At 61.3% G+C, this 15,158-nt stretch carries 13 protein-coding genes; 4 read left to right on the top strand and 9 right to left on the bottom strand.

Annotated elements, in window-relative coordinates; genetic code table 11:
- Window positions 1-13: 13 nt before the first annotated feature.
- The gene (locus RCH09_RS04935; protein WP_326939940.1) at window positions 14-226 is read left to right on the top strand and encodes a PEP-CTERM sorting domain-containing protein; all 213 of its coding nucleotides are present in this window, start codon (window positions 14-16) and stop codon (window positions 224-226) included.
- A 51-nt stretch (window positions 227-277) separates the two neighbouring features.
- Here RCH09_RS04935 and RCH09_RS04930 read toward each other — a convergent pair whose 3' ends face one another.
- A complete protein-coding gene (locus tag RCH09_RS04930; protein WP_326939939.1) occupies window positions 278-2,983 on the bottom strand; it encodes a bifunctional diguanylate cyclase/phosphodiesterase in 2,706 nt (901 codons plus the stop codon).
- A complete protein-coding gene (locus RCH09_RS04925; RefSeq protein ID WP_326939938.1) occupies window positions 2,980-3,228 on the bottom strand; it encodes a hypothetical protein in 249 nt (82 codons plus the stop codon). Before RCH09_RS04925 ends, RCH09_RS04930 begins: the two co-directional genes overlap by 4 nt.
- Before the next feature lie 171 nt (window positions 3,229-3,399).
- Here RCH09_RS04925 and RCH09_RS04920 point away from each other — a divergent pair, with 171 nt between their 5' ends.
- Window positions 3,400-5,310, top strand: coding sequence for an AAA family ATPase (locus RCH09_RS04920; RefSeq protein WP_326939937.1), 1,911 nt, complete (start codon window positions 3,400-3,402; stop codon window positions 5,308-5,310).
- Window positions 5,311-5,376: 66 nt separating this feature from the next.
- Here the strand turns inward: RCH09_RS04920 and RCH09_RS04915 are convergent, their stop codons facing one another.
- The 5 genes from RCH09_RS04915 to RCH09_RS04895 form a co-directional block, all read right to left on the bottom strand.
- Window positions 5,377-5,835, bottom strand: coding sequence for an Hsp20 family protein (locus RCH09_RS04915; protein WP_326939936.1), 459 nt, complete (start codon window positions 5,833-5,835; stop codon window positions 5,377-5,379).
- A 177-nt stretch (window positions 5,836-6,012) separates the two neighbouring features.
- Entirely contained in the window at window positions 6,013-6,894 is an 882-nt protein-coding gene (locus RCH09_RS04910; RefSeq protein WP_326939935.1) for a hypothetical protein, read from the bottom strand.
- Between the two features lie 27 nt (window positions 6,895-6,921).
- Window positions 6,922-7,854 carry a beta/gamma crystallin-related protein gene (locus tag RCH09_RS04905; protein ID WP_326939934.1) on the bottom strand — a complete coding sequence of 311 codons (933 nt, stop codon included), beginning with the start codon at window positions 7,852-7,854 and terminating at the stop codon, window positions 6,922-6,924.
- Between the two features lie 193 nt (window positions 7,855-8,047).
- Complete coding sequence (locus RCH09_RS04900; protein WP_326939933.1) at window positions 8,048-9,010, bottom strand: NAD(P)H-dependent flavin oxidoreductase; 963 nt, start codon at window positions 9,008-9,010, stop codon at window positions 8,048-8,050.
- An 87-nt stretch (window positions 9,011-9,097) separates the two neighbouring features.
- On the bottom strand, window positions 9,098-10,231 hold the full coding sequence (locus RCH09_RS04895; protein ID WP_326939932.1) for an alpha-D-ribose 1-methylphosphonate 5-triphosphate diphosphatase: 1,134 nt from the start codon (window positions 10,229-10,231) through the stop codon (window positions 9,098-9,100).
- A gap of 218 nt (window positions 10,232-10,449) precedes the next feature.
- On the opposite strand from RCH09_RS04895, the gene RCH09_RS04890 reads away from it, so the two are divergent.
- Window positions 10,450-11,646, top strand: a complete 1,197-nt coding sequence (locus RCH09_RS04890) for an alpha-D-ribose 1-methylphosphonate 5-triphosphate diphosphatase (RefSeq protein WP_326939931.1) — start codon at window positions 10,450-10,452, stop codon at window positions 11,644-11,646.
- A gap of 3 nt (window positions 11,647-11,649) precedes the next feature.
- A complete protein-coding gene (gene phnN / locus RCH09_RS04885; protein ID WP_326939930.1) occupies window positions 11,650-12,915 on the top strand; it encodes a phosphonate metabolism protein/1,5-bisphosphokinase (PRPP-forming) PhnN in 1,266 nt (421 codons plus the stop codon).
- 50 nt (window positions 12,916-12,965) lie between these two features.
- Here the strand turns inward: phnN and RCH09_RS04880 are convergent, their stop codons facing one another.
- Window positions 12,966-14,042 carry a glycine zipper 2TM domain-containing protein gene (locus RCH09_RS04880; RefSeq protein WP_326939929.1) on the bottom strand — a complete coding sequence of 359 codons (1,077 nt, stop codon included), beginning with the start codon at window positions 14,040-14,042 and terminating at the stop codon, window positions 12,966-12,968.
- Window positions 14,043-14,185: 143 nt separating this feature from the next.
- Entirely contained in the window at window positions 14,186-15,100 is a 915-nt protein-coding gene (locus tag RCH09_RS04875) for a LysR family transcriptional regulator (protein ID WP_326939928.1), read from the bottom strand.
- Window positions 15,101-15,158 lie beyond the last annotated feature (58 nt).

Here is a 15,158-nt window from a genome sequence, read left to right as displayed (position 1 = left end):
GGGAGGATGTCAATTGTCGGACTTTGGCATCGCCGGCGGAGCGGCACTGAACTACTTGGCAATCGGGCTGGACCAGCGATCGGCCAACGACACGTTCCCATCGCTTGCGCTGGTCGGTGCGCTACGTGTCGCACCGGTGCCGGAACCGGCCGAATGGGCGATGTTGCTGGCCGGCCTGACCGCCGTGGCGGGGTCTGCGTGGCGACGCGTTCGGCACCACGCCTGACGGCATCGCGGGTGGTCTCCTGGGCTGGGCGCGACCGGGTGTTGGTGCGGCTCAGACCAGGACCGGCGATTCCAACCCGATCGCAAACAGAAACCGCTGGCGCAGCAGCGCTGGAATAGCCGCCGCCGGCAGTGGCCGCGAAATCAGATAGCCCTGCACTTCGTCGCAGTCGAGCATTTGCAGTACACGCAATTCCTGCGCCGTTTCGACCCCTTCAGCCACCACCGTCATGCCCAATGCGTGCGCCATGGAGACAATCGCCTTGAAGAACACTTCGCCTTCGGTGGTCCGGCACAGTTCAGCGGTAAAGTTGCGGTCCACTTTCAGTGAGTCCATTTTCAGACGCTGCAATTGCGACAGCGATGAATAACCGGTACCGAAATCATCGATGAACAATTTGATGCCAAGCGCCCGGATCGCGATCAGTTCTGCAATGGTGTCGGCATTGTCGCCCATGGTGGCCGACTCGGTAATTTCGATCTCGATCAGCGAAGGATCGATGGCAAATCGCTTCAGGCAGGCTGCCAGGAACCGGTCGATATTGCCCTCGCTGAACTGGCGCGCCGAGACATTGATCGACACCGGCAACAGCGGCAGTCCCTGCGTTTTCCATTGCACCAATTGCTCAAATGCCCGCTCGATGATGACTTCACCCAGGCGCAGGATCAATCCGGTTTCTTCCGCCAGCGGGATAAATTCAAGCGGCGACACCATGCCGTGGCCGGGACGCATCCAGCGCACCAGCGCCTCCATGCTGCGCATCTCGCCGCTACGGGTATCGACACGCGGCTGGTAAAACAACTGGATTTCGTCGCTGTCGATGGCGCGCATCAACGCTTGCTCGGTATCGAGTCGAATGCGCAGGACTTCAAACAGTTGCGGATCGTAGAAGCGGAAGCGGCCCTTGCCGCCCGACTTGGCCGAGTGCATGGCGATGTCGGCATTCTTGAGCAGACTCTCGGCATCCGCCCCATCGCGCGGTGCCACGCCGATGCCGATCGACGCCGTCAGCCTGACCGTTGCCGCCGCCAGATTGAAGGGCTGGTGGAACGCCTGCGAAATCCGTTCGGCGAAGTTGTTGGCCTCCTGGTCATGCGTCAGGTTTTCCAGGATCAGCGCGAATTCATCGCCGCCCAGACGCGCCACCAGGTCGCCAGGTCCCAGCAGATCCTGCAGGCGTCGCGCGGCGCTGCGCAGCAGCTCATCGCCAGCCGAATGTCCATGTGCATCGTTGACGTTCTTGAAGTCGTCCAGTCCGACCACCAGCACCGCCACCATGCGGTTGCCATTGACCGCCAAGGCCAGGGCCGGTGGCAACGCCAGCATCAGCCCGCTGCGATTGGACAGGCCGGTCAATTCATCCTGTTTCGCAACACGCGACAGTTCGGCCTTGTGCAGCGTGGCATAGCTGGTGTCCTGCAAGGTCAGGGCAAGGTGGGTTCCGGTCAGCACCATGCGACGACGAACCGACTTCATGCGCAACGGACTCTCCGGCGGCACTTCGTACTGGTCCTCGTAAAAGCCGGTGCGCATGGCCATCACCAGCGACTGCAGCACGACGACAAAGTATTCCGGGTCATATCTGGCCGAAAAACGCGCGCCCAGCAAACGGTCCTTTTCGACGCCGAAAAATATCGCTGCGCGTTCGTTGCAATCAATGATCACGAAATCGATGATGATCTGGCGCGCATTGTGCACCGGCTGCAGCAAATAGAAGCCATCATTGCCACCCTCGGTGGCGATCCGGTAGCTGGCGCGGATCTGCGCCTCCTGTTGCTTGCGCCAGCCCAGCCGGGCCGACAGCAGCATTGCAACGACCGCGAAAAAGAACAGGAACACGCTGCCGACAAAGGCAAAGCGGCGGTAGGCGTTCCAGGTTTCCTGATACGGCGCGAATACCTCCTGCCGCGACAACCCCGCGATTGCCACAAACGGATAGGAGCCGACCGCCTGCCATCCAACATAACGGGCGGTCTGATCGGCGAACGCCTCGCCCTTTTCCAGCACCACGCCACTGTCACTGGCCGGAATCGTCCAGACCAGCGTCAGATCGTTTTCGGCTGCGCCAACGCGCGCGGCGCGTAACGCCCCGTCGGCGCCGGACAGCGCGATCAGCCCCGCATTGCCAAAGGTTAGGTGGTCGTAGAACGAGAGCAGATACACCGCGTCGACCGCGATCACCACCACGCCGTCGAATGACTCGTCGGCAGCTTCAAGGCGACGCGAAAACTCGACCATGGTCTTGCTGCCGCGGCCGCCGCCCGCTACGGTTGGCTGTTCCATGCGCAGTGCGGTCGAGTTGTTGTTCTTGTGAAAACGGAAATAGCTGGTGTCGGCAATCGATAGCGGATGATTCAGCGGCGTCGAACTGCTGACCACCAGGCCATCGCGGTTGGCGATGAAGACGCGCGAAAATTGCGGTGCGGTGAACAGTCCGCTCTGCACCATTTTTTCCAGTTGCAGCGGTTTGCCGGTCGATTCCAGATCATATTTGACGTGCATCGTGATCTGGTCCATCTGCTCGATGGTGCGCGCCACATAGCGCGCATAGGAACGCGCCAACGCGCCGGAATTTTTCAGGGCGGTCTGCTCCAGCACTTGGTGATCCTGCTCGATGCCGCCCAGTGTCTTATTCCACAGTACGATGCCCAACACCAAACTGATGCATGGCCACAACAACAACAAGGCCATGCCATTTCTGGAGAAAGACTTGCGTTCCCGCAGCGAGTGCTCAAGCTGCGAACGCCATGTCTTCATGGCAGCAACGTCGCCGCAGCAATTGCCAGAACGTCGATCGGTGCGGCATGATCCCGGCCCGGCTTGCCGGGCAGAGTTGTCGGAATCAAGCGGGCCGCTGGTTTCAAGAGGAATGTCGACATGGTGTGAATGATCACGATGTTGCGAATAGGAAACGGAGTGTAGGGTGGATTTGTGACGGGATCATTACAGGCCCCGAAAATATCGTCGCGGCGCTTATCTTGCGCAGAGGAAATTGATAGCATGGGGAAATGGCGCGGCGGGCCCGCACATCGTTGCGTAGGGCAGCATTGCAAGACTGCTATTTCGCGCGATCCGGCCTGCAGAGCCACCCCTGGACGTGTAGAGTAATGCGTCGCCGGTAAATTTTGTGCTCCGGCAACCGTCCTTCTCCCATCTGCAAGTCAGGTTTTCGTATGCCAAATTTCGCAAAACTGCATCAGTCCTTCAAGCGTTTCTATCTGCCTCTGGCGATTTTCTGTTTCGCGCTGCTGGCGTCGGCAATCGGCAATTACCGCGCCGCGCCGCCGCAAGACAAGGTCGCGCTACTGCAATCCCAGGACGTCACCGAGATCCAGTCTCTGGTCAGCCAGAAGGCGCGCCTGGAGTATTTGCGCATCGCCCAGCCGCAGGCCGAGTTTCCGCGCTATGTCTTCAAATTCAAGGATGAACAAAGCCTGCACATCGTCAAGGTGCCGATCAATACGCACGTCAATCTCGAACGTGAAGTCTTGCTCAAGAATGCCATTCCGTATTCGATTGCCAGCGATGAATTCCTGGCCACGCACGCAGCTGCCTTAAGCAACAACAAGGGCGCCTTCGATGCGATCGAAACCTATGTGCTCAAGAATCTGTTCAGCATCCTTACCCTGGGCATCATGCTGTTTCTGTGCCTGGCGGTGAAGAACGGATTGCCGGGCAGCAGTGCCAAAGCCGCCGTGATCCGGCCCGGCGACATTCCCGGCGACATGGATGATTTGATTGGCATGGCCGACATCAAGCAGGAAGTCGCCCATCTTGAAGACATGATCCGCAACCGCAGCCTGTACCGCGCCCATAACATCGACAAGCCTTTCAATGTGATGCTGACCGGACCGGCCGGGACCGGCAAGACGCGGCTGGTCGGGTACCTGGCGAAACGTCTCAACGTCGCACTGATCCAGGCGTCCGGCTCCGGCCTGGAATCCGGCCTGGTGGGCGGCGGCGCCAACGCCTTGCACCGGCTCCACAAGAAGGCCTGCAAGGAAGGCAACTGCATCATCTTCCTCGATGAAGCGCAAAGCCTGTTCATGCCGCGCGGACGCAGCGACAAGAAATGGGAGGACGACACCGCCAACACCTTGCTCGGCCTGCTCGACGGAATTCGCAGCAGCGAAGGCGCCGGCGTGATCTGGATCGTGGCGTCGAATTTCGACGATGCCAACAGCCCGATGGACGAGGCCATGCTGCGGCGCTTTTCGGTGAAGATCAATTTCAGGCTGCCCAATCGCAGCGAGCGGCATGACATCCTGAAGGTGTTCCTGTCGCGCAAAGCGGCTGACTGCGTCGACTGGAATGATCTTGATCTCGACCATGTCGCGCGGGTCACTGCCAATCTCAGCCCGGCCCTGCTCGAAACGGTGGTCGACAGCGCCAGCCGGATCGCGATTCAGGAGCAACGCACCATCAGCACCGATGTGCTGGTGCGGGCCTTCGAGCGCGCCACCATCGGCTTGACCGACCGCGCCACCAGCGCAGAAAAAAGCCGGCAGCGCGAGCGCGTCGCGATTCATGAGCTGGGCCATTTCGTGATGCAGATTGATCCGATGCTGCGGCAAGGCCTATCGCTCGATGCGATCCGGCAGCGCTCCGATCTGCTCAAGATCAGCACCGAATCCATTTCGAAAATTGGCGCACTGGGCTATGTGCTGCAGTCGGTCGACGACGCACCGCTGAAGACGCTGGACGAACTGGAACAGGACGTCATGCAGCTATACGGGGGCGTCGCCGCGGAAGAACTGTTTTATGGCGCACGCGGGATTTCGATGGGCAGCATGAATGACATCGAAAAAGCCACCAAGCTACTGACCCTGATGGTGACGCGCCTGTCGATGTATTCCCGCTCCAAACTCGATTACGCCCAATTGCGTCAGGACGGCTCCCACAGCGACATGCTCAAACAGGTGGAGGCCAAGGCCGACGAACTGTACAGCGCGACGCTGGCGGCAATGCATGCGCACGAGGGCGCCATCGCGCATTTGAAGGACGCCCTGATGGAGCGCTATGTGCTGTCGAAAGACGAGGTGTTTGCGCTGCTGGCGGAGCAACGGATGGCGCTGGCGGCCTGATGCACGCGCATAAAAAAATCCCCGCCACCAGCGACGGTGACGGGGATTTTTTGTTACGCCAACCGGTCAGGCGGCCTGACGCTGGTCAATCGATTGCAGGTTGTTTTCCGCATCGATGGCGATCTTGCGCGGCTTGAGCGCTTCCGGCACTTCACGCAGCAATTCGATGTTGAGCAAGCCATTGTCGAGACGGGCGCTCAGCACGCGGACGTGATCGGCCAGCTTGAAGCTGTGCTCGAAATCGCGCGCTGCAATACCGCGGTGCAGGAATGTCCGCTTGGCTTCCTCGCGTGGTTTGCGGCCGATGATCTTGAGAGTATCGTTTTCTGCTTCGATATCCAGTTCGGTCCGTTCAAAACCGGCTACCGCCATTGCAATCCGGTAGCGATTTTCGCTGACCAGTTCGATGTTGTAGGGCGGGTAGCTTGGCTGGGCATCGGCGCGTTGCGCCTCGTCAAACAGATGTGCCAGACGGTCGAAGCCAATGGCGGAACGATAGAGTGGGGCGAAGTCATAAGTACGCATGAGAATATCCTTTTGAAAGTGAAGCGATATGGGTTGGGCGGACCTCCGTGGAGCATTCCGCTGAGTCTCATATCAACCCGGCCAGGCGTTTTTCAAGGGATTTTCCAGCGACTTTATTTTTGCCGGGATGGCTGCGCCGGGCCTTGAAATTCAAGCCCGGCACACCATCTGGATTCGCTATTTGGCAGCTTGCTGGCGCTGCACTTCGTGGTGCTTCATCTCGATGTACTCGGCGCGTTCGATTTCATGCAGCTGGCGCGGATATTCCTCGGACGCTGCGAACCAGCCCTGCAAACGCTTGTCGAGCTGGTCGCTGCCAGGCGCGCCCAGGAATGTGTCGATGGCGAGGTAATAGCGCATCGTATTGCGCTCCACTACGCCGCGCATGCCACCGATGTATTCCGGCTTGCCGTCGGCCTGCTTGCCCTCGCTGGTAAAGCCAACCTTGTCGGCGCCAACCGTGGCGAGATAGCCTTTCATGGCGATCTTGCTGGCCAGTCCGAAGGTATAGGAGTAGGTCAGGTGGATGAAGGTCTTGTTGTCCGGCGCCGGCACCGCTTCCAGCACAATGCGGTAATCGCTGGTGCCAAGCGGGCCTTTGGCAGCCGTGAGTCGCGCATCGAAATAGTCTGCCGTCGCACTGCCCTGCTTGAACGCAAAGGCGACCTGGTAGGCGTCGGCGACAGGCTGGTCCGATTTCTTCCCGATGCTGACGTCAATGACCGTGCCACTGACGGTGGTGGTGGCAATGCACTGCTTGGTGTTCAGATGGAGAATCAACACGTCGCACCAATGGGTCGGGCCGGTCAAGGCGCTGCTGACCGCGCCAAACGGATGGTCGAGCACGGCGTAGATGTCGCCCTTGAGCGTATTCGAGGCATCGGTGGATTCGAGCACCAGCGGACGTTTGAACTGATTGCCGACCAGTTTCGGCCCAAGCTCGACGTACTTCTCTTTCAATGCGACAGCGTCGGAAGCGGCGTAAATCGCTGCACTGGATGCCAGCAAACACAATGCCAGCAGGGCGTGCCTGAGAGGTCCAGGATGTCGTTGGTTCATTGTCGCCACCACCCTTTCAAAGACTAATTAGTTGACGCGACGAATCGACGAAAGCTGCCCGCTCAATCCACCCAGATTGGCATACCGGCCCGGGCCGAATACCACGCATTGGCCGCGGAAATTGGCATCCACGCACATCTCCCATTGCCCGCCATAAATCACCACCGACGCGATCCGGTCATTGAAGCCGCCCTGCTGAAAATTGCTCAAGTCCTGGTTCACCGGATACCGGTTCCCGCCAAAATTGGGGGCGGTAAACAACTCGACGCCGCTCTGGCGCTCCTCGCTGCCCCGATCAAAGCGCTGCGCCATGCGCACCGACGTAATCGATCGATACATCGCCGGTTCGAGGTGACGATATTCGCCCGGCGCAAGCACCCGGCACTGGCCGCGGAAGTCCCGATCCGAGCACACTTCCCAATAGCCTCCCTCGACTACCAGCGATGCGGCAGCGTCGTTAAATCCGGCATCGGCCAGCGTCACGACATTGCTGGTGATGGCAACACTGCGTCCGCGCATGCCATCTTCGGAAAATAGAACCACGCGCGCCGCAGAGTTCGGTTCACCACGTTCCCAGCCACCGTTGTGGCGCGGGCCGCCCCGATCAGCATCGCGATCGCCGCGTCCATCGTCCCGGTCGCGGCCATCGACTTCGCGCGCCGATGAAATGCGATCGTTCAAGCGCCCATCAAGCCGACGGTATTCGCCACGATCGAGAATGGCGCAGAAGCCGTTGAAATTATCATCGCTGCAGACTTCCCATTTTCCGGAACGAACCACGATGCTGGACGATTTGTCGTTAAATCCAACCCGTCCCAGGCTCGGCGTGGTGTCGCGCAAAGCGATCGCGCGCCCGCCAAAATCCGGGTGTTCATAGATGTCGATTTCGCCCGCATGGACAACGCTTGCCAACAACGTCCCAAGGCAAAGAAAAACGGCACGCAAGGTCGCTTTGGTCATGATGATTCCCTCAAAGAAAGATGGCCCGCATCGCACAGCGCGGCAGGCAACGGTGAAGCTGCAACATAATCGCGACGCGGCAGCCGCACCGGCCTTGTTACATCGTGCATCACCCGTTACCGGGATACGCAACGTCGCTGACTGTGCTGCATCGGCGCCGCGCTGTCCGTTCGCAAGCGCACCTACCCGGCCGCTAGAGTGCCAGGCGCGCCCGGGCCGCCAGATATTCAGCCTTGAGCTGGGCGACCACTTCAGCCACGCTCAATACTTCATCCATCAAGCCCACACCTTGCCCGGCGCCCCAGATATCGCGCCAGGCCTTGGCCTTGGTGCTGCTGCCGGAACCGAAATTCATCGCGGTCTTGTCGGCCACCGGCAGCGCATCCGGATCAAGTCCGGCGGCGACAATCGACTTCTTCAGATAATTGCCATGTACCCCGGTAAACAAATTGGTGTACACGATGTCGGCGGCGGTCGATTCGAGAATCGCCTGGCGGTAAGCATCGTCGACATTCGATTCGGTGGTCGCCAGCCAGCGCGAGCCGATGTAGGCAAAGTCCGCCCCCATGGCTTGCGCCGCCAGCACCGCATCACCGGTTGCGATCGAGCCCGACAGCGCAATCGGCCCGCTAAAAAACTTGCGCACCTCACCGACCAGCGCGAACGGCGACAACGCTCCGGCGTGCCCGCCTGCGCCGGCGGCCACCAGAATCAGGCCATCGACACCGGCTTCCAGCGCCTTGTGCGCGTGCCGGATTGAAATCACATCGTGCAGCACGATCCCGCCGTAACTGTGGATTGCGTCCATCATTTCCTTGGGCGGCGCACGCAGGCTGGAAATGATGATCGGAATTTGATGCTTGACGCACATCTCGACGTCGTGGGCGAGGCGGTCATTGGATTGGTGCACGATCTGGTTGACCGCGATCGGGCCGACCGTGGCACCCGGATTGGCGCTTGCGTAGGCCGCCAGATCGGCCTTGATATCGGCCAGCCAGGTGTCGAGCAATTCGGCAGGACGGGCATTGAGCGCGGGAAACGATCCGACGATGCCCGCCTTGCATTGCGCCGTGACCAGCGCGGGGCCGCTGGCAATGAACAGGGGTGAGCCAATGACGGGCAGGGTCAGGTTTTGCAGGGCGGTGGGCAGGGACACGGAGACCTCACGGGATGGGGGTGGACGAAAAGAGTCATTCGATTATAGAGGGGAAAAAGAACGGTCGTGCTAGATTGTTCCCTCCAATCACGCGATGCGCGCGCCGCCCTTCCACGTTTCCAGCACCACTGGAATCCCTCGCGTCATGCGCACCCGTAAAAAATCTGCGCGCAACCCGACGGCCAGTTCGCCGCGATCCTGCAAGCCAATCATGCGCGCAGGATTGCGCGACACGGTTGCCATCGCCTTGGGCAAACTGAACCCCTGCTGCTGCAACAGGAACGCCGCATGCAACAGGCTGGCCGGCACATAATCCGACGACAGCGCATCGAGCAAATCGGCCCGCGCCAATTCCGCCGCGGCGACATTGCCGGAGTGCGAGCCGCCGCGCACCAGGTTGGGTGCGCCCATGATGATGCCAAGCCCATTCGCACGGGCCGCGCGCGCGGCGGCGACCGTGGTGGGAAATTCGGAGATGCCGACGCCATCGGCGACGCCCTCGGCGACATGGGCTGGCGTGGTGTCGTCATGCGTGGCAAGGGGCACTGGCCGCGGCAGTGCGCGACACAGCGCCACAACGGCGCGGCGATTGACGCCGGCGAACTGCTCCTGGCGCTCGAGCAGATGCCCCATCATCGATTCGACCTTGGCATCGCTCCAGCCGCGCTTGCCGCTGACGTAGGTGCGGTAATGATCGATGTCGGCCCACTGGCGTTGCCCGGGGGTGTGATCCATCAGGGAAACCAGTTTCAGCAGCGGGTCCTGCAACAACGGCGCAAACAGCGCCAGCAGGTGTTCCTCGGCCAGTTCGAGACGCAGATGCAGGAAATGGTCGGCACGCAAGATTCCGGCCTGGCCAGCCAGGTGCAACTCTGCGACACAGGGTTCCAGCGTCTGCATGCGCACGCTGTCGCGGTCGATATCGCCCACCGAGATGGCGTCGAGTACGGTGGTAATCCCGGCTGCGGCAATCTGGGCATCGTGCGCCAGAATCGCCGGAAGCACCGGCCAGGAGGCTTTCGGCCGTGGCATCAGGTGCTTTTCAAGATTGTCGGTATGTAGCTCGACCATACCGGGCAGCAAATAATCCCCCTGCCAGTCGAGTCCGGCTTGATGGACGTGGCCTGCATCGATGGCGACGATGGTCTGCTGATCGAAAGCCAGGGTGCCGTCAAGAACTTGATCGGCGGTCACAATAAGTGCGTTGCGGATGAATGTCATAGATTAAAAGAAGCAGGTTGGCACGCCATTGATCCGGCCAGTGACGGTATCACGATTGCCGCTGCGCCGCGACGCCGTTGGCGCATCCGGCCAAGGCGTCGAATGATTGCGAATTGAAACACACACCGATGAAATCCCGATGACGCCTTACGATGTCAACGGACAGTCATAAACTTCCGCTAGGATGAGTTTTCCGATCACTTGACGTTTTGACCATCATGCGACTTTCCCTTCGAGGCGGGACCGGGCTGTTTGCCCAGGCCGACGCCAGTGCTGAATTCCAGCAGGCCGACATTGAGCTGGCCGGCGGTCGCATCGCGTGTATCGATGCCGTCGACGGCGGCGACGGCGGCCTGATTTTTGATGCCAGCAATCTGCTGATCCTGCCGGGCATCGTCGACCTGCATGGCGATGCGTTCGAGCGCCAGATCCAGCCCCGCCCGGAAACCACCTTCCCCTACGATATCGCGCTGGCCGACACCGACCGGCAGCTGGTCGCCAACGGCATCACCACGGCCTGTCACGGCCTGACCTACTCCTGGGAAGGCGGCCTGCGCGGCCGCAGTGCGGCGCTGGCGCTGCTGGAGCAGGTGGTCGCGCAACGGGCCCAGTCGCACTGCGATCACCGCATTCATCTGCGTTTCGAAAATCATCACCTGGATGGCCTGGCCGACGCGCTGGCGTGGATCGCCGCAGGAAAAATCGATTTCCTGGCATTCAATGAACACTTGCCCTCGATTGCAGCGAAATCGGCGCTGCCGGAAAAACTGGCCGGCTATGCCGAGCGCGCCCGCTGCGATGGCGCCACGTTTCGTGAACGACTGGCGGCCGCCAAGCGACGCACGGCCGAGGTGCCGCAGTTGATCGCAACACTGGCGGCGGCGTGCCGCAAACAGGGTGTGCCGATGGCCTCGCACGATGACGAATCGCAGGCCGACCGCGCCGGTTATCAGGCGCTTGGCGTGGGCATCAGCGAATTCCCGCGCACCCGTGAGGCGCTCGACTGTGCCATGGCACTGGGCAACCGCATCGTGATGGGCGCGCCGAACGTGGTGCTGGGCGGCAGCCATTGCGGCAGCCTGTCTGCGGCGCAGACCGTGCGCGCCGGTCAGTGCCACATCCTGGCCTCGGATTATTACTATCCCGCTTTGCTGCAGGCGCCTTTCAAGCTGGCGTATCAGGGCGACTGTACGCTGACCGAGGCATGGAACCTGGTCTCGGCCAATCCCGCCGCCGCCCTCGGGTTGACCGATCGCGGCCACCTGAGCGTCGGCGCCAGGGCAGACCTGCTGGTGGTAGAGGCTGCCGCGCCGGGTCAGGTGCGGGTGGTTGCCACCATCGCCAACGGCAAGCTGGTGGTGTGCACCCAACCCGAACGTCTGACCCTGCGTGCGGCCATGCCGCTGGCGGCCTGAACGATGACCCGTTACGCCGTGTACTTCGCGCCGCAGCGCGCCACTGCGTGGTGGCAGGCCGGGTGCCATTGGCTCGGACGCGACCCGGAAACAACCAGCAGCAGCACGCCACCGCCGATTGCTGGCGTGTCCGAATTATTGCAGCGGCAACTCACGCAGGATGCGCGCCGGTACGGCTTCCACGCGACGCTGAAGGCGCCGTTCGAGCTGGCAGAGGGATTCACTGAAGCGCATTTGCTGGGCATGGCGCAGGCCTTTGCGCGCAGCCAGTCGAGGTTGGTCATCGACGATCCGCAGGTGCGCCCGCTGGGTGATTTTCTCGCCCTGCAGCCCGCTGTCGCAGCGGCAGATATAGCAGCACTGGCGATGCGCTGTGTCAGCTATTTCGATGTGCTGCGCGCGCCGATCTCCGCGCAGGAACTGGCACGCCGCCGCAGTGCCGGCCTGAGCCCGCGGCAGGATGTCCTGTTGCAGCGCTGGGGTTATCCGTTTACCGAAGCGGAATTTCGCTTCCACATGACGTTGACCGACAACCTGCGGCAGGTCGATCAGGATGTCGTGTATGCATTGCGCAAGGCGGCCGAAAGCTGCTTTTCCGGCGCACTGGAAACCCGTCTGCAGCTGGATGGCATCGCTGTTTTTCGCGAAGCAGCGCCGGGCGAAGCCTTTGCACTGATCGCGCGGTTTCCCTTTTCCGACCAGGTCGTCACGCCGGGTTTGCCGCTGCCGGGGCGACTATTCTTTTTGGTCGGACCGTCCGGATCGGGCAAGGACACACTGTTGCGCTGGGTCGAGGATCATTTGCCGGAGCAGGCCGACATCGTGTTTGCACGTCGCACCATTACGCGTGCAGCGCTGGCCGGTGAGCCGCACGAAGGGGTTACTGACGACGCGTTCTGGCAGGCCGCCGCAGCGGGGCAGTTCGCGATGCAGTGGCAGGCCAATGAGTTGTGCTACGGCGTTCGGCGCGGTATCGAAGCCGATTTGCGGGCCGGACGGGATGTCATCATCAATGGTTCGCGCGAATTCGTGCCGCAATTGCGGCAGGCGTATCCGGACGCACGGGTCATCTGGATCGATGCCGATCAGGACCAGATCCGCCAGCGCATCGAGGCACGCCGGCGCGAGGCAGGAGCGGCATTGCTGCGCCGGCTTGATCGCGTGACGCAGTTTGCCATCGATGACAGCGCCGATGTCATCCGGCTGGACAACCGCAGCACAGTGGACGTCGCCGGTGCGAAACTGATGGAAATTCTGTCGCGCCCATAAAAAAAGCGGAACCGGATGGATAGTCCGGTTCCGCCCTCCTGCGTCAAGGATTACTGATCGCGTGTGACGACGCCTTCACCAACGCGCACCCGCTCACCGACTGCCAGACCCGGATTGGCTTCCATCGACACGGTTTGCGTGCCGCCATTTTGCATCCGCACCACGACTTCGTAATGGGTGCCACGACGTGCATTGCCTTCGATGGCGTGGCCGGCATACGCGCCGCCGACGGCACCAGCGATTTCTGCCGCCGTCCGACCCTTGCCGCCGCCGACCTGACTACCCAGCAATGCACCAACGACGCCGCCGCCGATGGTGCCGAGATAACCGCCCTCGCCTTTGGTTTCGACCACGTTGACAGCTTCGATGGTGCCGCAGTCATTGCAGATGCGGGCTGGACGCACTGGCGCCGGCGCCGACGCCATCAACAATGGCCGCGCCAGGGTGCGGCTGGTGACCGCATTGCCCACGCGCAGATTGACGACGACCGGACTGTCGGACTGGACCCGATCACGACGGCGAATCGTGTAGCTGCCGACGTATTCTCCGGCATTGACTTCAGGCAGGAAGAAGCGGCCCGTGGTGCCACCGATCGTCATGTCGGCCTTGCCGCCGGGTGTGCCGAACAGGGTAAATTTCAATTCGTTGCCGCCCGACAGATCGGTCACTGGTTGTACTTCGAACCGTTCAATCTTCGGCAAGATCGCATCGCGCTGGGCGCGCGGATGGTAGCCGACGCCGACTTGCAGCGACTCGCCCAATACGGCGCTGGCGACCTGATTGCCGGTGCGCAGGTTGGCCGTCACGGCGCTGCGCGCGCTGAGACGATCGCGACCGCTGATCGTGTAGGTGCCCTCGTATTGGCCAGGCTCGACTTCACTCAACGCCAGATTGCGCACCGCGCCGGCAATGCGCAACGTAGCGTTGCCACCGGGCGTGCCGTACACCGTAAAGTTCAGATCGGTGCCAGGAGACAGCGTGCGCACTTCATTGACATTGAAGCCATCGATGCGCGGGGCGCTGGAATTGTTGTACTGCTGGGCTTGCACATCGCTGCTGATCAGCGCCAGTGGCGCGAGTGGCAACAACGCGGCGCAACTGAGAACGCATTTGCGGATGAATGTCATGAGAATCCCCTGTGAGATGTTGACGCCGGCGGGCACATTGACTCGCGCGGGACAACGGAGCAATGCAAGATGCACTGATCTGGGCCGAAGTCTCACCTGTTGCCCGAGAGAACTCCGTGCGGTGGCGTACAAAGGCCTGCGAACTAGGCGGACAGCCAGGGATCGGCTTCCGGATGCGGAAATTGCGCGCTGATGAAATCGGCAAACGAGCGCACCTTGGCTGCCAGCAGGCGTCTGCTGGGGTAGACCATGGAAACGTCCAGCCAGCCCAGATGATGGCTCGGCAGCAGCCGCACGAGCCGTCCGGAACGCAGGTCATCTCCCAGCGAAAAGGACGGGCGGATCACGATGCCCATGCCCGCCAGGGCGCATTGGCGCAGCAGGTCGCCATTGTTCGAGATGATTTTGCTGGTGATCGGAATGTTGAGGCTGCCAGCGGCGCTGACGATGGTCCAGTGATGGCGCAGCTGTTCGTAGGCAAAATTGAGGCAGGCATGCTGCGACACGTCTTCCGGCGTCGTCGGCGTACCGCGTTTTTCGAGATAGTCCGGCGATGCGCACAGCATGATTTCGGACGAACCCAGCTTGCGCGCAATCATGCTGGCATCGAACTTCTGCAGACCGGTAAACATACCGACATCGAAGCCCTCGTCGACCAGATCGACCGTGCGGTCCGAGAGCGTGACATCGAGTGTGACTTCCGGAAATTGCTGGGCATACAGCGGCAGCAGCTGTGCCAGTTGCAGCTGACCGAAACCGAGATGCGAATAAATCCGCAGCATGCCCGCCGGCAGCATCGACTGCGACGCCGCGATCGCATCGGCATCGTCGATGTCGAGCAGGATCTGCTTGACCCGCTCGAGATAGGCATGGCCGGTTTCGGTCAATGACAAGCGGCGCGTGGTGCGGTTCAACAGACGTGTGCCTAGATGCTTTTCAAGATCGGCAACATGGCGCGTCACGACCGCATTCGACATTTCCAGCGCCATGCCGGCTGCGGCGAAGCTACCCTGCTCGACCACCCGGGCAAACACACGCATCGATTGCAGACGATCCATCCGGTAGTCCTCCTGGAGATTGAATGCCGGACATTACCCGATTTTGTCGCGGGGGACG

Origin of the sequence: Actimicrobium sp. GrIS 1.19, from assembly GCF_035984655.1 — a bacterium.
Lineage (GTDB): Bacteria > Pseudomonadota > Gammaproteobacteria > Burkholderiales > Burkholderiaceae_D > Actimicrobium.
The sequence above is the reverse complement of the archived record's forward strand: the minus strand, read 5'-3'. Positions and strand labels throughout refer to the sequence as shown.